This window comes from Bradyrhizobium daqingense (assembly GCF_021044685.1).
Lineage (GTDB): Bacteria > Pseudomonadota > Alphaproteobacteria > Rhizobiales > Xanthobacteraceae > Bradyrhizobium > Bradyrhizobium daqingense.
The window spans coordinates 2,174,519-2,193,095 of record NZ_CP088014.1 but is presented as its reverse complement, the minus strand read 5'-3'; the positions used below and the strand labels follow the sequence as shown (position 1 = coordinate 2,193,095).

The window sequence follows — 18,577 nt, the reverse complement described above, 5'->3', positions numbered from 1 at the left end:
GCTGCGCCGCGAAAATCCTTAACGTCCGGCTCGACCCCAAAACGCCGAATCGTTTGCCGATGCCGCCTGCGGAACAATTGCTCAACGCGCCCGAATTCACCGTTTCCGAGCTCTCGCTGTCCTTGAAACGGACGGTCGAGGATGCCTATGGCCATGTCCGGGTCCGCGGCGAGATTTCCGGCTTTCGCGGGGCGCATTCCTCGGGCCATTGCTATTTCGCGCTCAAGGACGAGAGCGCCAAGATCGAGGCGGTGATCTGGAAGGGCGTGCACACCCGCATGCGCTTCAAGCCCCAGGAGGGGCTCGAGGTCATCGCCACCGGCAAGCTGACGACCTATCCGGGCTCCTCGAAATACCAGATCGTGATCGAGGCGCTGGAGCCGGCCGGCATCGGCGCGCTGATGGCGCTGATGGAGGAGCGCAAGAAGAAGCTCGCCGCCGAAGGCCTGTTCGACGAGGCGCGCAAGCAGCTCCTGCCCTGGCTGCCGGAGGTGATCGGCGTCGTGACCTCGCCGACCGGCGCGGTGATCCGCGACATCCTGCATCGGCTGGAGGACCGCTTTCCCCGCCGCGTGCTGGTCTGGCCGGTCAAGGTGCAGGGCGAAGGCTCGGCCGAGCAGGTCGCGGCTGCGATCCGCGGCTTCAACGCGCTGCCCGAGGGCGGCAGGATTCCACGGCCCGACGTTCTGATCGTGGCGCGCGGCGGCGGCTCGCTGGAGGATCTCTGGTCCTTCAACGAGGAGATCGTGGTGCGCGCGGCAGCCGAAAGCATGATCCCGCTGATCTCGGCGGTGGGGCACGAGACCGACATCACGCTGATCGACTTCGTTGCCGACAAGCGCGCGCCGACGCCGACGGCTGCGGCCGAGATGGCAGTGCCGGTCCGCAGCGACCTCTTCGTCGAGGTCGCCGACCTTGCTCGCCGCACCCGCGCCTGCTGGCAGCGCGGCCATGAGAACCGGCGCAACGAGTTGCGTGCCGCGGCGCGCGCGCTGCCGGCGGCCGGCGACCTGCTGGCGATCCCGCGGCAGCGGCTGGATTCGGCGGGCGCCTCCCTGCCCCGCTGCCTCAAGGCCAACACGCATGCGCATTTCCGCAGGTTCACCGCCGCCGGCGCCAAGCTGACCTTGCGGGTGCTGCACGGCCAGATCTCGCAGGCCGATCACCGCCTCACCGTATGCGGCGAGCGGCTCGGTCTTTCCGCGCGCTCGCTCTTGCGGCGGCGGCGCGACCGCTTTGCCGGGCTGGAGGTTCGCCTGCGCGCCTCGAAGCTTTCGAATGCGCAGGCGCAGCGCAACGCCATTGCCCGCCAGCGCGAGCGGACGCATCGTCTCGCCGAGCGCGCCGGCCGTGCGCTGGTCACGCTGCTGCAGCGGCTGGATGCGCGCGTCGAGAACAGCGGCAAGCTGCTCTCCGCCTTGTCTTATCGCAGCGTGCTCGCGCGCGGCTTTGCGCTGGTGCGCGACGAGGCCGGCCATCCCGTGCATTCGGCCGACGCGATCGGTCCTGCCGCGCGTGTCGAGATCGAGTTCGCCGATGGACGCGTGGCCGCAACCGCGGATGCCGATCGCCCGGCGCCGGTCAAGCGCGCACCGTCACAACCGAAGCCGGCCGCGGCGGACACGAAGCCCGCGCCGAAGCGCGTGGCCAAGCCGGTGGATCAGGGCAGCTTGTTCTGAGGCGCCGAGATCGACGCCGCCGTGAAGGTGTCATTCCCCGCGAAAGCGGGGAATCCAGTATGCCGCGGCTTCTCGGCGACCAACAGGCGTCTCGGCGTACTGGATCGCCCGGTCAAGCCGGGCGATGACGGCGAGCCTCAGCGGCAGGATAACCCCGCGTCGATCGTGGTCCAGAAGCCGCAATGTTCGACCGCGCGCTGGGGCGCGCCGGCGTGGGCCTCGAACAGGAAGATCGCGGCGGTGAAGACGACCAGGGCGGAGGCGAAAAGAACGATACGGCTGCGCATGTGACATGCGTTTAATCGACATCGTGGTCGAATGATGGCGTCGCCGCGTGTTGAAACCCGCACCTCGCGCGATCCGTAGATTCCTGGTCGGCCATACTCCGTGCAGGGCGGTGGTCGATGCGGGGCTGTCCGCCTGACGTTGTTCCTCGGGCGGCCCCGCTCGCGCATTTGTAGCCCGCATGAGCGAAGCGATATGAGGGGTCTTTCTTCCCGGATGTCGCTGCGCTCATCCAGGCTACGAGACTACCGCGCCAGCCACTCCGCGACATCCTTCTGCGACTCCGCGCGCGCCTCGGCATCGGTGCCGCCGGCCGCTGCGTGCAGCGGCGTGTTGGCGCGGTCGAAATCGTGATCGGCACCGGGATACACCACGATGCGCGCGAGCGCGCTGCGGCCGCGTGCGCCGTCCACCATCTGGCGGCAGGCCGGCGGCGACGACACGTCGTCATCGGCGCCGATCAGCACCAGCGTCGGCACCCGCGTGCTCCAGCCGAGGCCGGCGGAGATCCGGCAATCGGGATAGAAGGCCACCGCCGCACGGAAGTCCGGGCCGAGGTCCCGCGCGGCACTCTGCGGACGCACGGCCCAGAGCAGCGCGCTGGCACCGTTGGCCCAGCCGATCAGGCTGACGCGATCGCGCGCCACCCAGCTCTGCTTCATCAGCCAGGCGCGCGACGCCGCAATGTCGGAGACGCGTTCGCGCCGCGCCTTGACGTGCATCTCCTTGACGCGGCATTGCGGCCCGAGCTCGCGCGAGCCGTAACTGTCGGGCAGCAGCACCGCATTGCCGGCCTTGAGCAGGCGCTCGGCCCAGTCGCGATAGCGCGGCAGGACGGTATCCGAACGGCCACCGAGCCCGCCGCAACCATGCAGCGCGATCACGGCCGGAAACGGCCCCTCACCCTCGGGCTTGTAAAGCTGTGCATGCAGGATGCCCGACGACAGCGGAATGTCGACCTGCTGCGGCACGGGCGCGGCGTGCGCGGCCGACATCAGGAGCATCAGGAACAGAGCGGTCAGCCGAAGGCGAATCGGAGGTTGCGTCAACATCCTTTGGCCAAGCCCTATCACGCGGAAACGGCGCCAAATCATCACAAACCGGTGGGGTTTACCGGGCGGACAAGCCACCCTATTTATGCTACATCCAGCCCGACACATCGTGCCCTCCGGGTTTTCCAGGGAGCGGCCTTCCGCGGAGACTTTCGACCGTGCTGAACAAGTTCGGCCCCTCGGGCCATGGCGAAGCGCAGGTGCAGTATCTCGACGGCGATTTCCGCGTGATCTCGCCGGGGACCTATGTGCGCTGTGCCATCACCGACACGCGCATTCCGCTCGACGAGTTGAAGTATTGGAGCGTGGATCTGCAGGAGGCCTACGCCACGCCGGCCGCCGTGCTGCAGCGGCATTTTCCGGGCGCGCTGAAGCAGGCGTGATCCTTCGGCTCGCGTAGGGTGGGCAAAGCGAAGCGTGCCCACCTTCGCCGTCTCAGTTGCGAGCAGACAGTGGGCACGGCGCGTTGCGCCTTTGCCCACCCTACGAGACCGCGTTCGTGGCACCGTTCGGCTATTGCTCGGGACCATCAGTGCCCACGCAAGTCAGTTTCATCGAACTCTCCCGATCGTCCGTAACCGATAGGCGTTTTGCGATGAATGTGGCCTGAATAGCAGGCCACTGACGGAGGGGCTGAGCGGCATCGAGTTGTCGCGATCGACGCTGGCTGGTGCTCTCAAACTACCGTGACTTCCTTCGCGACGGTCCGCATTGCATCAGGCCGTATCTACACTCTGTGGTTAGTCTCTTCGCGCTGAGGTTGGATTCTTCATGCGAATTGGCGCCCTCAAGTTGTTTGACGAAGTCTTGATGAAACAGAAGGCTGCTAGGCTGCGCGTTAGGTAATCGGTCCTGCTCTTTTCATCGCACAGACCATCAAGTCACGGGCAATTCGGATCGGCGCGATCTGTGAACGGGCTCATATCGAAGAGCCATCTGGCGGACTACGGTCACCCCGGAAATGCACGGCGGCACATCGGCAAATCGAAAGTCAACGATGGGGGTGATCATGCCCACCATACTAGACATGCTCTATCGTGAATATTGCCGCGCCCGCCTCGCCGAGATGCGGAAACAGCTTCTGATCTCGGCCCGACGCTCTGAAGCTCTCGAAGCGCATGATCATCTCGCGCATCTGGATGATGATGAGAGGGCGGACGCACCTCGCAATGCCAATGACAGCACGACGAACTGAAGTGGGCCCGGGACCGGCAACTCCCGCGCGCCAAACTGGCAACAGTTTGGGAGGCAACGATGAATACACCCGAATGCTATACTGTGATGGTGGCCTGCGTCTCGTGCCTGACCATTGTCGGATTGATGGCCGCTGGGGCGTGGTGAACGCAACCCATCGCTGAACCGCGATCGAAGGCCATCACCGGGTCGGCCGGCAACACGTTCAGCCGGGCCATGACCCGACGCGGCACGCGCACCGCATGGCCCGTCAAAGCACGTCGAAAGGCCTCCGCCCTGCGTCGCTTGGCGACGGCGATTCTGTCGGCGCGAGCGTCGCCGCCGCGTCGTCCGACTGCGGCGGCAACGCTTCGATCAGGCTGTCAGCTTCCAGGCGGACTATAGGAAGAACGCAGCTTCGCCGCGTTCTGGCGCACCTGCTTGATCTCGTCCTGAGTGAACAACCTCGTCAGCTTCACGTTTTGAAGGGTGCCCGCCGTGACGGTCAGGCCGGAAATGGCGGGAGCCGCAGCGGGGTCAGGCACATCGAAGATCACCAACACGCCAGGGCCATCGGCCGCAACGCTGTACATCGAGATCAGCTTTCCTCCGGCCGCCTCGATGAGCTTTCGAGCCGCCTCCTGGCGATTGGTCGTGGGGTTTTCCAAAATGGCGTTGAGAGCGCGTGGTGTGTACTGTCCGGTGAGGCAAAAATGCATGGCATGTTCTCCTCTGCGCTTCTGGCGATGATTCTCCCTGCCGTTGCGAACGGGTCGTTACGGCCGCTGGATCTAAAATGGTGAAGATGCGCTGCCCGCCGTGGGCATAAACGCCGCCAATGATTGCCGGGAGTTCGGCACGTCCCGGTGACGGCTCTGCTGCAAGGCTACATCAACCTGCAACGGTGCGGAAGATAATTCGTCAGCCGCGGTATGTGACCTCGGTTCACACGATGCATCGCGTTGAATGAACCATCTTTCCATCATGCATGGGATGCCACGGCGGGAGAGCGATACGCAATCCGACCCATTGCGCAGTCGCTTTGCTCGCAAGGAGATCAGCGCTTGCCAAACCTTCGCTCACGCGCCGCATAGAGATGATCGCCGATCAGCTGCCTCAGCCTTGCAGGGTCGTCGAACTCGAGCCGGACGGCGAACGGCACGATGCCGTCAGGTACGTCCGCTCTGCCGCGCAGGCGTGCAAGATCCTTTTCCGTGGTCACCAGCGTGAGCTGCTCGCGCTGCGCATCCGCCGCGAGGCCTGCGATCTCCTCGTTCGAGAACATGTGGTGATCGGCGAAGGCGCGCGCACGCGCGACGTCGATGCCGCTGGCGCGCAGCGTGCGGAGGAAGCGTTCGGGATCGCCGATGCCGGCGAAGGCAAAGACCCGCTTGCCGAGCAGCTGCGAGACCGAGTCCGCATCGGGCTTCAATCGCGCGCGCAGCTCCGGCTTGTCGCGCTTGGCCAGCTCCGCGGCGACCTCGTTGGCGGCACGGCCGTCGCCGATCAGCACGAGCGCGTCGGTACGCGCGAGCTGTGCGCTGAGCGGTGCGCGCAAGGGGCCGGCGGGAAACACATGGCCGTTGCCGAGACCACGCTCGCTGTCGATCACGATCAGCGAGGCGTCCTTGAGGAGGCGCGGGTTCTGGAAGCCGTCATCCATGAGGATCACGGTCGCGCCCTGCGACTTCGCCAGCGCGACTCCGTCGAGGCGATCGCGTGCGACCGCAACGGGGACATCGCGCGCCATCATCAGGGGCTCATCGCCGACGTCGGCCGCGTCGTGACGCGTCCGATCGACCATCAGCGGACCCTTCAGGCGCCCGCCATAGCCGCGGCTGAGCACCACGGGGGTCTCGCCGAGCTCGCGCAAGAGCCTGGCCAGCGCCAGCACGGTCGGTGTCTTGCCGGCGCCGCCGACGTGATAGTTGCCGACGCAGAACACGGGGATGCCGGCATCGACGCCCTTGCGCAGCATGCGCCGTTCGGCGATCGCGCCGTAGAGCGCTCCGAGCGGCCATAACGCGTAGGACGGGAGAGAACGTGGCCGGTACCAAAAGGCCGGCTCACGCATTGGCGGCCCCCATCTCGATGGTCAGCTGCAGCAGATAAGGCTCGAGCGCAGTCATGGTGCGATCCAGCGCGCCACCGAGCTGCTCGACCACGCCTGCGCCTGCGCGCTGCATCTTGTCGCGCAGGGTGGGATCCGCCAGCAACTGGCCGAGCTGCTTGACCAAGGCCTCGTGCGTGTCGGCCTGGCGCGCCCCGCCGCTTGTGTCGAGCGCCTCGTAGACGTCGGCGAAATTGAAGACGTGGGGGCCGTGCACGATGGCGGCACCAAGCTTGATCGCCTCGATCGGATTCTGTCCGCCATGATGGATCAGCGATCCGCCCATGAACACGATCGGCGAGAGCCGATAGAACAGACCGAGCTCGCCCATGGTGTCCGCGACATAGACGTCGGTCGTCGCCGTCGGCAGCTCCTCGCGCGAGCGCAGCGCCGGCTTCAGGCCGGACGCGGTGATCAGCCCTGCGATCGACGAGCCGCGATCCGGATGGCGCGGCACGATCACGGTCAAGAGCTGCGGGAAGAAACCGGACAGGCTGCGATGCGCCGCGACCAGCATCTCGTCCTCGCCCGGATGGGTCGAAGCCGCGACGATGATGGGACGCCCGCGCGTCATCGCCATCAGCCGTTCGAGCCTGGCGGGATCGGCCGGCGGCGCCGGCACGTCGAGCTTGAGATTGCCGGTGGTGAGGACGTCGCGGCCGCCAAGCGCGGCAAACCGCTCGGCATCCGTCTTCGATTGCGCAAGGCAAATGTCGAACCGCGACAGCAGCGCCGAGATGGTGCCGTGCATGCGCCGCCAGCGCGGGAACGAACGCGGCGACATCCGTCCGTTGATCAGCACCATCGGCACCCGGCGTGCCGCCCCGGCAAGGATCAGGTTCGGCCACAGATCGGATTCGATGAACAGCGCCAAAGACGGCTTCCAATGGTCGAGGAAGCGCGCGACATAGCGCGGCGAGTCATACGGCACGTATTGATGGATGACGTCGGGCGGAAAGCGCTTGGCGACGACGGCGGCCGAGGTGACGGTGCCTGACGTGAGCAGGATGCGCAAATTCAAATCGCGCAACCGCTCGATCAGCGCAGCCGCCGCCAGCACCTCGCCGACACTGGCGCCGTGGATCCAGACCAGCGGACCGTGTGGCCGTACGTCCTGCGACAAGCCGCGTCGCTCGCCGACACGCGCGGGATCCTCCTTGCCCTGCTTCAGGCGCCGCTTGATCAGCGCAGGCGCAAGCGGCACCAGGCCGCTCGCCAGGCGCCGATACATCCGCAGCGTGATGGGCAGCGAGTTAGGCATCTTCCGGTCCCGGGCGGCCGAGTTGCGCATAGGCGCGGCGGGTCGCCTCGTTCAAGGTCTCCTCCAGCTCCAGCCGCAGCGCTTCCATGGCGGCGGCGTCGGCGTCGGGCGGAACGTGGATCTCCTTGATGCCGACCAATGCGCCCCGCCCGAATGGCAGATTGATGGTGGTGCGGTCCCAGTTCTTGAGCCGGATAAAGCGGCTGGTCGCCATCGCAAAAGGCATGATCGGCCGCCCCGATTCCCGTGCCAGCATGATGATGCCGAGCCCGGCCACGCGCGAGCGCTTGGGGACATCGGCGGTCAGCGCGACATTACAACCGTCCTGGAGCGTGCGCACCATCTCCTTGAAGGCGCCCACGCCACCTTTGCGGTGGAACGCGCCGCCATGGTCGCCGGAACCCCTGATCGTGCCGATGCCGAGGCGCTCGGCGGCGATCGCGTTGAACTCGCCGTCGCGGTGACGGGAGATCAGCACCTTGGCCCGGTACCAGTCCTTGTTCTTGATGAAGGGCGTGAGGAAATGCTGGCCGTGCCAAAAGGCGAAGATCGCCGGGATCTGCGGCTCGACGAGGTCATAGACGCCGGGCGGATCGAACTTGAATTTGTTGGTCCGCCAGACAAAGCGCAGATATTCGGCCGCCAGGACCCCGACGGCACGCTGAACGAAGCTGCTTCGCAGCGTATTGCGAAGCAGTTTTTTCAACGCGCCGGTTCTTGATTGGGGTCGAGCAGCCGGTGCAGATGGACGATGAAATAGCGCATCTGCGCATTGTCGACCGTGCTCTGCGCCTTGGCGCGCCAGGCCGCATGTGCGGTGGCATAATTCGGATAGAGGCCGACAATGTCGACCTCGTCGAGATTTTTGAAGGTATTGTGCTCGAGGTCGACGAGCTCGCCACCGATGACGAGGTGAAGCAATTGTTGCGGGGCACTATCTGGCATGGGTTCTCTTCCTAACGGGCTGCCCGGCAAAGCAGTGTTCGACAAGCACGACGGAAAGCGCTTCAGGCCAAGGGGCGGCTTCGAAAATGCGCGACAATGCCCGCATGACGATCGCGCCCCGCTGCCACCAGCACCCCGTGCGCCACTTCCCGGCGGTTATAGAGGATGGGTTCTCCGGAGAGGTCGCTCATCCTACCATCCGCTTCCTGCACGATCAAATCGGCCGCCGCAAGATCCCAATCATGGCTGTTGCCCCCCGCAAAAGCCGCATCCAGTGCGCCATGCGCGACCCGGCACAGACGCAGCGCGAGCGAGCCGATTCGCCGATGCAGCTTGATCTCGCCGAGGGAGGGCTTCAGGCGTTCGACCAGCGGCTTCGGGCCGGCGACGCGCGCGAAGTCGAGCTCGGATCCCGACGACGTCCGCACCGGCTTGTCGTTGAGCGTCGTGCCCTGGCCGCGAACCGCGAAGAAGAACTCGCCACTGGACGGGGCGAACACCGCCGCCAGCACCGGCGAGGCATCCTGGACCAGCGCGACACTGACGCACCATTCGTCGTGGCCGCCGAGATAATTGCGCGTGCCATCGATGGGATCGACGATCCAGGTCAGCCGCCGCGACAGCCGCGCCGCGTCGTCGGCGCTTTCCTCGGACAGCCAGCCATAGTCGGGCGTCGCATTGCGCAAGCGCGTTTCGAGGAGATCGTTGACCGCGATGTCGGCTTCAGACACCGGCGAGGACGCGCCCTTGGTCCACTTTTTCAGCTCGGTGCGGAACATCGACTGCGCCAACGCGCCCGCGTCCCGTACCGTCGCCTTCAGCAGCGCTGCATCGCGCGTCAGGATGGTCGCGTCCAGGGATTGCGCGTCAGCGTCCGCCAAGCGTCAATCCCTCGATGCGCACCGTCGGCGCATTGATGCCGTAGCGGAACTCGAGATTGTTCGCCGGCTGCATCGACTTGAAGATCTCGAACAGATGGCCGGCGATCGTGACCTCGCTGACGGGATAGGTGATCTCGCCCTTCTCGATCCAGAAGCCGGAGGCGCCGCGGCTGTAATCGCCGGTAACGCCGTTGACGCCGGAGCCGATCAAATCGGTGACGTAGAAGCCCTGCTTGATGTCGGAGATCAGCTCAGCCGGGCTCGGCGTGCCGGGCTCGAGATGCAGATTGTACGGCCCGGGCGAGGGCGAAGACGAGACGCCGCGATGGGCGTGGCCGGTGGTGGTGAGGCCAAGCTCGCGCGCGGTGGCGCAATCGAGCAGCCACGTCGTCAGCACGCCCTCATCCACCAGCGCGATCCTCTTCACCGCAACGCCTTCGGCGTCGAAGGTCTGCGAGCGCAGGCCGCGCTTGCGCAGGGGATCGTCGATGATGCGGATGTTCTTCGCAAACAGCTGCTGGCCGAGCTTGTCCTTCAGGAAGCTGGTCTTGCGCGCGATCGAGGCGCCGTTGATGGCGCCGACGACATGGCCGACCAGCGAGCCGGCGACACGCGGATCGAACACGACGGGTACCTTGCAGGTCTCGACCTTGCGCGGATTGTAACGCGCCACGGTGCGCTCGCCGGCGGAACGGCCGACGACATCGGGCGACAACAGATCGGCGCCGTGCGGCGCCGAGGTGAAGTCGTAGTCGCGCTCCATGCCGGTGCCTTCGCCCGAGATGGCGGTGGCCGAGATGCCCTGGCTGGAGCGCAGATAAGAGCCGTGGAAGCCGGTCGAGGTGACGAGCACCATGCCGCCGATGCCGGCGGAGGCGGAGGCGCCGCCGGACTTGGTGACGCCCTTCACTGCGAGCGCGGCAGCTTCCGCCGCGAGCGCGCGGCGCTCGAGCTCGGCGGTCGTCGGCACCTCGGGATCGAGCAGGTCGAGATCGGGGAAGTCGCGCGCGAGCAGCGCAGGATCGGCGAGGCCGACATATTTGTCGTCGGGCGCGACACGCGCCATCGCCACCGCGCGTTCGGCGAGCTTGGTGACGGCGTCACCGCTGACGTCGTTGGTCGAGACCACCGCCTGGCGCTGGCCGACCAGCACGCGCAAGCCGACATCGTCGCCTTCGGAGCGCTCGGATTCCTCGACGCGGCCGTCGCGCACCTCGACACCTTGCGAGACGCCGCGCACTGCGACCGCATCGGCCGCATCCGCACCGGCGCGCTTGGCCGCCTCGACCAGTCGCTGCGCGAGATCGGAGAGCGCGGACTGATCGAACAGGTCGCGATGGGCTGTGGTCGTAGAGCTTGGTGAAGAGTTCACGAACGAAATCCTGTTGGGGCGGGGTTCGGGACCGGAACCCACAAATGTGCCCTGATGGCGCGGACTTCAAGCATTTTCAGCCCGTCAAAAGCTCAGATTCGCGACTTCGGCGCAACGTCTCGTCAATCATGCGTGCCAAGGTCTTGTCAATCATGAGCCGCAGTGACGGTGGGTTAACCAGCCTTTTTAAGCGGTTTCGGAAAGCCGCGCGCTAAGGTCCTCGCATCGACCGGGAACATAATCCCGGCGGGGAGAACTAAAGCCGTGAGGCGTCAAACAGCAACATGCGGGGTCGCTCCCGCCGGGTCGAGCCGCTCCCTGCGGCTCGACCCTCTTTCCCTTCCGGTCCGCTTCGATGCGCACGATCCGCGCGCCGACGGACATGTCAGGCAAATCGAGCTTCATCGCGAGCGTGTCGTGCTGCGCCGTGCCGTGCACGGCATGCAGATGGCCATCAACGTGCGCGTCAGCGACTTCACCGGCGTCGCGCTGCGCGGCAATGACGAGGGGCAAGCCCTCGTGCTCGTGCATCGCGATCCCTCGCTCTCCGTTCCGCTGCTGGTCGGCGCCGATGGCAACGAGCTCACGGAAGCCTGGGCGATCTGGAGCGAGATCTTCGCGCTGCCGCAGCTCGACGAAGGCGCACGCAAGCCCGCACCGCGCCGCCGCCGTGCCAACGCGATCCGCGCCCGCCGCCCGAAATTCCTGATGCGCCGGCGCACCGCGATGGCGCGCGAGCTTACAGTGCATCGCGAGCGCGAGATCATCGCGCGGAATTGAAGGTGCCGTAGGGTGGGTTAGCCGTAGGCGTAACCCACCTCTTCTGTTTCCGTGGATAGAGACAGTGGTGGGTTACGCTTCGCTAACCCACCCTACGAGAGCAACGCGGCTCGCATCACCGCGTCCGCCAGCAATCCCGCAAACAACAATAGGCCCGCATCCCTATTCGACTTGAACAGGCGCAGACACAGCTCGGGATCGTCGATCCGGAGCCGCACGATCTGCGATGCCAGATGCACGGCGAAGGCGATCAGCCCGAGCCAGGCGGGCCAGCGCGCATCGCCGGAGGCCAGCGCGACGCCGATCAGCATCACCGACAGGCCATAGAACAGGATCAGCGCCTGGTGCGTGTGCGCGCCGAACAGGCGTGCGGTGGATTTGATGCCGATCAGCGCGTCGTCCTCGGTATCCTGATGCGCGTAGATCGTATCATAGCCGATCACCCAGGAGATCGCACCGGCATAGAGCACGAGCGCGGTGACGTCGATGCGCCCGAAGGTGACGGCAAATCCCATCAAGGCGCCCCAGGAGAAGGCAAGGCCAAGCACGATCTGCGGCCACCAGGTGATGCGCTTCATGAAGGGGTAGATCGCGACGATCAGAAGCGAGGCGATGCCGGTCAGGACCGCGAAGCGGTTGAACTGCAACAGCACCACGAGGCCGATCAGCGCCTGCGCAATCATGAAGACCAGCGCCTGCTTCGTGGTCACCTGCCCTGACGGCAGCGGCCGCGATCGGGTGCGCTCGACCTTGTCGTCGAGGTCGCGGTCGGTGATGTCGTTCCAGGTGCAGCCGGCCCCGCGCATCACGAAGGCGCCGATGAAGAACAGCACGATGGTGAGCGGCAGGCCGCGGACGTCATGCGCGATGCCGGCCGCCAGCGCCGCCGACCACCAGCACGGCATGAGCAACAGCCAGGAGCCGATCGGACGGTCGAAGCGGGACAGACGCAAATAAGGCCGCGCCCATGGCGGCGCGAGCGTATCGACCCAGTTGCCGGCGGAATCGGCAACGCGGGCGGATGCATCGCTCATCGGGTCAGGACGTTGCCGTTGAGCGTATCGAAGGTGCTGCCGCCCTTCTTGCCGGCATTGGCCTCAGGCGCCGAGCCCGAACCCAGCACCTCGCTCAGTGAGGGGCCTGCCGGACCGCGCGGCTGGTTCTGCATCTGCTGCGCGACGTTGCAGACCTTGGTCGCCATGGCCTCGGTGTTCTTGTGGCCGGCCTTCATCTGATCGCCGACCTGCGCCGGGATTCCGCATTTGGCGGCGTTGGTCTCGATGTACTTGATCATCTTCGTTTCAGCCTGGCTGAAATTACGGATCAACTTGCAGGCCTCGTCCGGCGGCGCATGACGGTCGCTCGCCGCCTTGATCAGCTTGCCGCGCTTCTCGGCCTCCTCGCGCAGCGGGATGAAGGCCTTCATGCAGTCCTCGCCGGGACCGGCTTGCGTCGGCGGAGCCGCGCTGAAAGCGCCGGCACCGCCGAGCGGGGCAGCGCCGTTCACGGGAAAGGAGGACTGCGGCGCGGTGCCGACCGACGCGCTAGGCGCCGAGCCGTTCACGGGCGGAAACGGCGAACTGCTTGCAGCCTGATTGGGCAGCGGCGCCGGGAACGCGCTTTGCGCGTCAGCACCCGCAACGCCCATGGTGACTATGGCGGCAGTGATCGGAACCATCAAATGACGGATCATCAAGATAGTCTCTCCGGCAGGATCTTACGGGTTCGGCGCCTTCCCAATTGAAGCGCAACCAACGTGTTCGCGTTTTTACGATTCCCGCCGACGCTTAACAACCCGTGGAATTGGGCAAGAGCGCGGCGCTGGGACGCACCATTCTGGCAATATTTACCCCCAAAACTACGGCTTTCGGTTAAGAACGGCGGCAAATCGGACCTTTGACGATGCCTGCCCACGATTTCCGCGCCCCCCGCCTGTTCGTCGACGCCCCCCTCGCCCAGGACGCCCGGGTCCCGCTTGACCGCGACCAGAGCAATTATCTCGGTAATGTGCTGCGGCTGGCCGCCGGGGCCGAGGTCCTGGCCTTCAACGGCCGCGACGGCGAGTGGCAGGCGGCCATTGAGGGCCGCAAGCGCCCGGATGGCCTCGTCATCCTCCAGCAGACCCGGGCCCAGGACCGGCTTGCCGACCTCGCCTACGTCTTCGCCCCGCTCAAGCATGCCCGGCTCGACTACACGGTGCAGAAGGCCATCGAGATGGGCGCGGCAAGGCTTCAGCCGGTCCTGACCCGGTTCACCCAGGCTTCCCGGGTCAACACCGAGCGGATGCGCGCCAATGTCGTCGAGGCGGCCGAGCAATGCGGCATTCTGAGCCTTGCCACCGTCGCCGAGCCGGTGGCGCTGGAGCGCTTCCTCAGCCAGCGGCCGGGCGACCGCCTGCTGATCTTCTGCGACGAGGCGGCGGAGGTCGAAGATCCCATCCAGAGCCTGCAAGGTGCGCGCGCGGCCGACCAGGGTATTGACGTGCTGATCGGCCCCGAAGGCGGCTTCGCCGAGGAGGAGCGCGCGCTGCTGCTGCGGCAGCCGAAGATCCTGCGGCTGGCGCTGGGACCCCGGATCATGCGGGCCGATACCGCCGCCGTGGCGGCCTTGACGCTGGTGCAGGCAGTCCTCGGCGATTGGGGCGGCAGAATGGGTTAGCTTCGGTCCGCAATCCAACGGGGAGGTCGTCATGCCCGGGCTTGTCCCGGGCATCCACGTTCTATGTGCCGGCAGCAAGGCGTGGATGGCCGGCACAAGCCCGGCCATGACGGTGAAACGGTGAATTGCCCCCTGTTAAGCGATTGATCCTTTGGAGGTCGAAACCGCCTAGCGGCCATGCTAAGGGCTGCGCAACTTCCCTCCCTGCCCGGTTCCACCGGGACGATGGACCCCGTTATGACCACGACTGCCACCTCAAATGCTGCCGGCTCCGCCGCCTGGGCGGATACGCTGCTCTTGTCGTTCGCGCAGGCGGGGTATGTCAGGGCGGAGCCTGCGATCCTGCAGCCGGCCGAGCCGTTCCTCGACCTCTCCGGCGAAGATATCCGCAAGAGCCTCTACCTGACCACGGACCTCTCCGGCGAGGAACTCTGCCTGCGTCCGGACCTGACCATTCCCGTGGCGCGCGATTACCTCGCCTCAACCCGCGCCGGCCAGCCGGCCGGGTTCAGCTATCTCGGTCCGGTGTTTCGTTACCGTAGCGGCCAAGCCAGCGAATTCCTCCAGGCCGGCATCGAATCCTTCGGCCGCCAGGACCGCGCCGCGGCGGACGCCGAGATGCTGGCGCTGGCGCTCGAAGCGACTGCCGCCTTCGGCGTCAACGACGTCGAGATCCGCACCGGCGATGTCGCGCTGTTCAATGCCCTGCTCGACGCGCTCGATCTCTATCCAGTCTGGCGCCGCCGCCTGATCAAGGATTTCAACCGCAAGATCAGCCTGGAGCAGGATCTGGAGCGCCTGGCGGCCGCGACCACCGCAACCCGCAGCGAATATGAGGGCGTGCTCGCCGCGCTCGCCGGCTCCGATCGCAAGGCGGCGCTGGCCTTCGTCACCGATCTGATGTCGATCGCCGGCACCACCAATGTCGGCGGCCGCACCACGGCCGAGATCGCCGACCGCTTCCTCGAGCAATCGACCCTCAAGGGCGGCGCGCTGCCGCGCGAGGCGATCACCGTGCTCAAGCGCTTCCTGTCGATATCGGGCAATCCCGACGACGCCGTCGCGGAGCTGCGCGCACTCACCGCTGACGCCAAGCTCGATCTCACCGCCGCGATCGACCAGTTCGAGAGCCGGGTCGGCTTCTTGGCGGCACGCGGCATCGACGTGAAGCTGGCGCGCTTTTCTACCGCGTTCGGACGTGGGCTCGACTATTACACCGGCTTCGAATTCGAGCTGCACCACACGGGCAATGGTGCAGAGCCGCTGGTCGCCGGGGGCCGCTATGACGGACTGATGACCCAGCTCGGATCAGTCGAGCCGATCCCCGCGGTCGGCTTCTCGGTCTGGGTGGACGCGCTGACCAGGATCGGCCGCAAGGTGGGAGCTTAAGCCATGAGCGCGCCATTCGTTCTGGCCGTTCCCTCCAAGGGCCGCCTTCAGGAAAATACCGAAGCGTTCTTCGCCCGCGCCGGGCTCAAGCTGTCCAAGGCCGGCGGAGCCCGCGACTATCGCGGCACGATCGCCGGCCTCGACAATGTCGAGATCGCCTATCTCTCCGCGAGCGAGATCGCCTCGCAATTGTCGCGCGGCTTTGCGCATCTCGGCGTCACCGGCGAAGACCTGGTGCGCGAAACCATCGCCGATGCCGACAAACGGGTATCCCTGATCGAAGGGCTCGGCTTCGGCTATGCCGACGTCGTCGTCGCGGTGCCGCAGGCGTGGATCGACGTCCGCACCATGGCCGACCTCGACGACGTCACCACCGGCTTCCGCGAGCAGCATCACATGCGGATGCGGGTCGCGACCAAGTTCATCAACCTCACCCGCGCCTTCTTCCAGAGCCACGGCATCACCGATTACCGCATCGTCGAAAGTGCTGGCGCGACCGAAGGGGCGCCTGCGGCCGGTAGCGCCGAGCTGATCGTCGACATCACCACGACCGGCGCCACGCTCGCCGCCAATGGCTTGCGGGTGCTCGACGACGGCGTGATCCTGCGCAGCCAGGCCAATCTGGTCGCCTCGAAAGACGCCGACTGGTCGCCGCAGGCGCGGGAGACCGCGCGCATCATCCTCGATCACATCGCCGCGCGGGCGCGAGCCAACAAATATCGCGAGGTCCGCACCCGTTTCCGGCAGTGCGACGCCGCCCTGCTCGGCGAAGCCCATAGCCGGTTCGGCGTCGAGGCCCCGTTCGGCGGACCGACCTCGTCAGGCATGTTGACGCTGCACTGCCCGCCGGGGCAGCTCTACGCGCTGGCGAGCTTCCTGCGCGAGCATGGCGCCGAGACCGTTTCGGTGGTGTCGCTCGACTACGTGTTCGACCGGGAGAATCCGCTGTTCGCCAAGCTCGAGGCGTTCCTGCGGCGGTGAGCCCGGAGTTGTTGAGCAGTTTCGTTCAGCGTAGCGACAGCAAACGGCAGCTACCATATGCTGTCGAGAAGACCTGAAGGCATCTGGAACCTTGATCGATGACGCTGGGCTCTGACGTATCCGGCATGACGACCACAGCGGCCGGCGCCGCCGCGAAGGGGTTGTCGATTGTCGTCCCCATCTACAACGAGGCGGCGGGCCTTGCCGCTCTGCACCAACGGATCTGTGAGCTCGCGAAAACATTGCGCCAGCGCTATCGGCTGGCTTGCGAGGTCGTCTATGTCGATGACGGCAGCAAGGATGCGACGCTGTCGATCGCCCGCAGCCTTCCGGCCGACGCGCTCGGCGTCCAGGTGGTCTCGCTCTCGCGCAATTTCGGCAAGGAGGCGGCGCTGATGGCCGGCCTCGACCATGCCCGGCTCGGCGCCGTCATGTTCATGGACGGTGACGGCCAGCATCCGCCGGCTCTGGTCGAGCAGCTGGTGCGGCACTGGATCGATGATGGCTACGACGTCGTCTACACCGCCAAGGCGCATCGCGACAACGAGCCCTTCCTGCGCCGCGTCGCCGTGCACGGCTTCTACGCGCTGATCAATTGGGGCGCGCGGCAGAAGATTCCGGAGGACGCCGGCGACTTCCGCCTGCTCTCGCCGCGCGCGGTCGCCGCCCTGCGGCAATTGCCGGAGCGCAACCGCTTCTTCAAGGGACTGGCAAGTTGGATCGGCTTCCGCCAGATCCGCGTCGACTACGAACCGGCAGCGCGCGCCCATGGCGTCACCACTTTCAACGCTGCCAGCCTGCTCGGCCTGTCGATCGAGGGCCTGACCTCGTTCTCGGTGGCACCGCTGCGCTTCGCCAGCCTGCTCGGCGTCATTCTCGCCGGAGGCGCCTTCCTGTTCGGCCTTTCGATCCTGTGGGAGGTGTTCACCACCGGCAAGCAGGTGCCCGGCTATCCCTCGCTCGTGATCGGCCTGATGACGATCGGCGGCGTGCAGCTCATCATGATCGGCATCGTCGGCGAATATATCGGCAAGATCCTGTCCGAGCTGAAGGCGCGCCCGATCTACTTCGTAGCCGAGCACAGCGAAAAGCACTTCGAGACCGACAACGCGGAGGACGCCTCGAAGAGGACGGCGGCCGAATGAATGCGGCCGCAGGCCTGCGGCGAATCTGGCTCTGCGCCGACGATTACGGCATGAGCCCGGGCGTCAACCGCGCCATCCGCGACCTGATCGAACGCGGCCGCCTCAACGCGACCTCGGTGATGATGGTGGGACCTGCGATCGGGCGCGGCGAGATCGAGGCGCTGGACGCGGCAGCCAAGTCGAGCCCGCGCTGCGCGATAGGATTGCACGTGACGCTGTCGGCGCCGTTTCGGCCGCTGACCATGCACTTCCGTCCTCTGGACGGCGACATGTTCATGCCGTTTCCAAAACTGCTGCGCGCCGGCTTGACGCGGCGGCTCGACCGCGAATTCATCCGCAACGAGGTGAAGGCGCAGCTGACCGCCTTCATGGAAGCATTCGGACGCGCGCCCGACTTCGTCGACGGACACCAGCATGTGCAGCTCTTTCCGCAAGTGCGCGACGGCTTCGTCGATGCCGTCAGCGACGGCGCGCCACGGGCCTGGGTGCGCCAGGGCGGGCGCAATCTGCCACTCACACAGAGGCTGGCCTCACCAAAGGCGCTGTTGCTCGACATCCTCAGCGCGCCGTTCCGCCGCCGCGCCGGCGCTGCCGGCCTCAGCTTCAATCCGGCCTTCGCCGGCGCTTACGACTTCACGCGGACGACCGACTTCGGCACGTCGATGCGGCAATTCCTCGAAGACCTGCCGGACGGCGGTCTCGTGATGTGCCACCCCGGCTTCGTCGACGATGTCCTCGTCGGCCTCGACCCGATGACGGAGGTTCGCGAACGCGAGCACGCCTATCTCGCCGGCGATGCCTTCCCACGTCTGTTGGCAGACAGTGGCGTCACGCTCGTGTGACACCGGTCAAAGCAGCTTGCGAGG

20 protein-coding genes are annotated in these 18,577 nt (G+C 66.2%); 9 read left to right on the top strand and 11 right to left on the bottom strand.

Annotation, left to right across the window (positions count from 1 at the left end):
- Window positions 1-59 precede the first annotated feature (59 nt).
- Window positions 60-1,679 (top strand): exodeoxyribonuclease VII large subunit, encoded by a 1,620-nt coding sequence (gene xseA, locus LPJ38_RS10440; RefSeq protein WP_145637815.1) that lies wholly within the window; start codon window positions 60-62, stop codon window positions 1,677-1,679.
- 137 nt (window positions 1,680-1,816) lie between these two features.
- On the opposite strand, the gene LPJ38_RS10435 is transcribed toward xseA, so the two are convergent.
- A complete protein-coding gene (locus tag LPJ38_RS10435) occupies window positions 1,817-1,966 on the bottom strand; it encodes a hypothetical protein (protein ID WP_008570117.1) in 150 nt (49 codons plus the stop codon).
- Between the two features lie 243 nt (window positions 1,967-2,209).
- Window positions 2,210-2,998, bottom strand: a complete 789-nt coding sequence (locus LPJ38_RS10430; protein WP_145637844.1) for a dienelactone hydrolase family protein — start codon at window positions 2,996-2,998, stop codon at window positions 2,210-2,212.
- Window positions 2,999-3,174: 176 nt separating this feature from the next.
- Between LPJ38_RS10430 and LPJ38_RS10425 the strand changes: the two genes are divergently transcribed.
- Together LPJ38_RS10425 and LPJ38_RS10420 are read left to right on the top strand one after the other, a co-directional pair.
- A complete protein-coding gene (locus LPJ38_RS10425; protein WP_145637810.1) occupies window positions 3,175-3,399 on the top strand; it encodes a DUF2093 domain-containing protein in 225 nt (74 codons plus the stop codon).
- Between the two features lie 614 nt (window positions 3,400-4,013).
- The gene (locus LPJ38_RS10420) at window positions 4,014-4,211 is read left to right on the top strand and encodes a hypothetical protein (protein ID WP_231088604.1); all 198 of its coding nucleotides are present in this window, start codon (window positions 4,014-4,016) and stop codon (window positions 4,209-4,211) included.
- A gap of 361 nt (window positions 4,212-4,572) precedes the next feature.
- Here LPJ38_RS10420 and LPJ38_RS10415 read toward each other — a convergent pair whose 3' ends face one another.
- From LPJ38_RS10415 to LPJ38_RS10385, 7 genes are all read right to left on the bottom strand, one after another.
- A complete protein-coding gene (locus LPJ38_RS10415; protein ID WP_060734859.1) occupies window positions 4,573-4,908 on the bottom strand; it encodes a GYD domain-containing protein in 336 nt (111 codons plus the stop codon).
- Window positions 4,909-5,246: 338 nt separating this feature from the next.
- Complete coding sequence (gene lpxK / locus LPJ38_RS10410) at window positions 5,247-6,263, bottom strand: tetraacyldisaccharide 4'-kinase (protein ID WP_145637807.1); 1,017 nt, start codon at window positions 6,261-6,263, stop codon at window positions 5,247-5,249.
- Window positions 6,256-7,590, bottom strand: coding sequence for a 3-deoxy-D-manno-octulosonic acid transferase (locus LPJ38_RS10405; RefSeq protein WP_145637805.1), 1,335 nt, complete (start codon window positions 7,588-7,590; stop codon window positions 6,256-6,258). Before LPJ38_RS10405 ends, lpxK begins: the two co-directional genes overlap by 8 nt.
- Entirely contained in the window at window positions 7,553-8,266 is a 714-nt protein-coding gene (locus tag LPJ38_RS10400) for a lysophospholipid acyltransferase family protein (RefSeq protein ID WP_145637802.1), read from the bottom strand. Before LPJ38_RS10400 ends, LPJ38_RS10405 begins: the two co-directional genes overlap by 38 nt.
- Window positions 8,263-8,505, bottom strand: a complete 243-nt coding sequence (locus LPJ38_RS10395; RefSeq protein ID WP_036009212.1) for a DUF4170 domain-containing protein — start codon at window positions 8,503-8,505, stop codon at window positions 8,263-8,265. The genes LPJ38_RS10400 and LPJ38_RS10395 overlap by 4 nt, the downstream gene beginning before the upstream one ends.
- A gap of 62 nt (window positions 8,506-8,567) precedes the next feature.
- The gene (locus tag LPJ38_RS10390) at window positions 8,568-9,386 is read right to left on the bottom strand and encodes a 3'(2'),5'-bisphosphate nucleotidase CysQ (protein WP_145637799.1); all 819 of its coding nucleotides are present in this window, start codon (window positions 9,384-9,386) and stop codon (window positions 8,568-8,570) included.
- A complete protein-coding gene (locus LPJ38_RS10385) occupies window positions 9,373-10,758 on the bottom strand; it encodes a TldD/PmbA family protein (protein WP_167520566.1) in 1,386 nt (461 codons plus the stop codon). Before LPJ38_RS10385 ends, LPJ38_RS10390 begins: the two co-directional genes overlap by 14 nt.
- Before the next feature lie 264 nt (window positions 10,759-11,022).
- Here LPJ38_RS10385 and LPJ38_RS10380 point away from each other — a divergent pair, with 264 nt between their 5' ends.
- Window positions 11,023-11,538 carry a DUF6101 family protein gene (locus LPJ38_RS10380; RefSeq protein WP_145637795.1) on the top strand — a complete coding sequence of 172 codons (516 nt, stop codon included), beginning with the start codon at window positions 11,023-11,025 and terminating at the stop codon, window positions 11,536-11,538.
- Between the two features lie 92 nt (window positions 11,539-11,630).
- Here LPJ38_RS10380 and ubiA read toward each other — a convergent pair whose 3' ends face one another.
- Together ubiA and LPJ38_RS10370 are read right to left on the bottom strand one after the other, a co-directional pair.
- Window positions 11,631-12,572 carry a 4-hydroxybenzoate octaprenyltransferase gene (gene ubiA / locus LPJ38_RS10375; protein WP_145637793.1) on the bottom strand — a complete coding sequence of 314 codons (942 nt, stop codon included), beginning with the start codon at window positions 12,570-12,572 and terminating at the stop codon, window positions 11,631-11,633.
- Window positions 12,569-13,231 carry a hypothetical protein gene (locus LPJ38_RS10370; RefSeq protein WP_145637791.1) on the bottom strand — a complete coding sequence of 221 codons (663 nt, stop codon included), beginning with the start codon at window positions 13,229-13,231 and terminating at the stop codon, window positions 12,569-12,571. The genes ubiA and LPJ38_RS10370 overlap by 4 nt, the downstream gene beginning before the upstream one ends.
- Before the next feature lie 209 nt (window positions 13,232-13,440).
- Between LPJ38_RS10370 and LPJ38_RS10365 the strand changes: the two genes are divergently transcribed.
- The 5 genes from LPJ38_RS10365 to LPJ38_RS10345 all read left to right on the top strand — a co-directional run bounded on the left by LPJ38_RS10365 (window position 13,441) and on the right by LPJ38_RS10345 (window position 18,553).
- Entirely contained in the window at window positions 13,441-14,196 is a 756-nt protein-coding gene (locus LPJ38_RS10365; protein ID WP_145637789.1) for a 16S rRNA (uracil(1498)-N(3))-methyltransferase, read from the top strand.
- A gap of 237 nt (window positions 14,197-14,433) precedes the next feature.
- On the top strand, window positions 14,434-15,585 hold the full coding sequence (locus LPJ38_RS10360) for an ATP phosphoribosyltransferase regulatory subunit (protein WP_145637787.1): 1,152 nt from the start codon (window positions 14,434-14,436) through the stop codon (window positions 15,583-15,585).
- Window positions 15,586-15,588: 3 nt separating this feature from the next.
- Window positions 15,589-16,566 (top strand): ATP phosphoribosyltransferase, encoded by a 978-nt coding sequence (gene hisG / locus LPJ38_RS10355; protein WP_145637785.1) that lies wholly within the window; start codon window positions 15,589-15,591, stop codon window positions 16,564-16,566.
- A gap of 98 nt (window positions 16,567-16,664) precedes the next feature.
- On the top strand, window positions 16,665-17,711 hold the full coding sequence (locus LPJ38_RS10350; RefSeq protein WP_145637783.1) for a glycosyltransferase family 2 protein: 1,047 nt from the start codon (window positions 16,665-16,667) through the stop codon (window positions 17,709-17,711).
- A complete protein-coding gene (locus LPJ38_RS10345) occupies window positions 17,708-18,553 on the top strand; it encodes a ChbG/HpnK family deacetylase (protein ID WP_145637781.1) in 846 nt (281 codons plus the stop codon). Before LPJ38_RS10350 ends, LPJ38_RS10345 begins: the two co-directional genes overlap by 4 nt.
- Window positions 18,554-18,577: the final 24 nt, after the last annotated feature.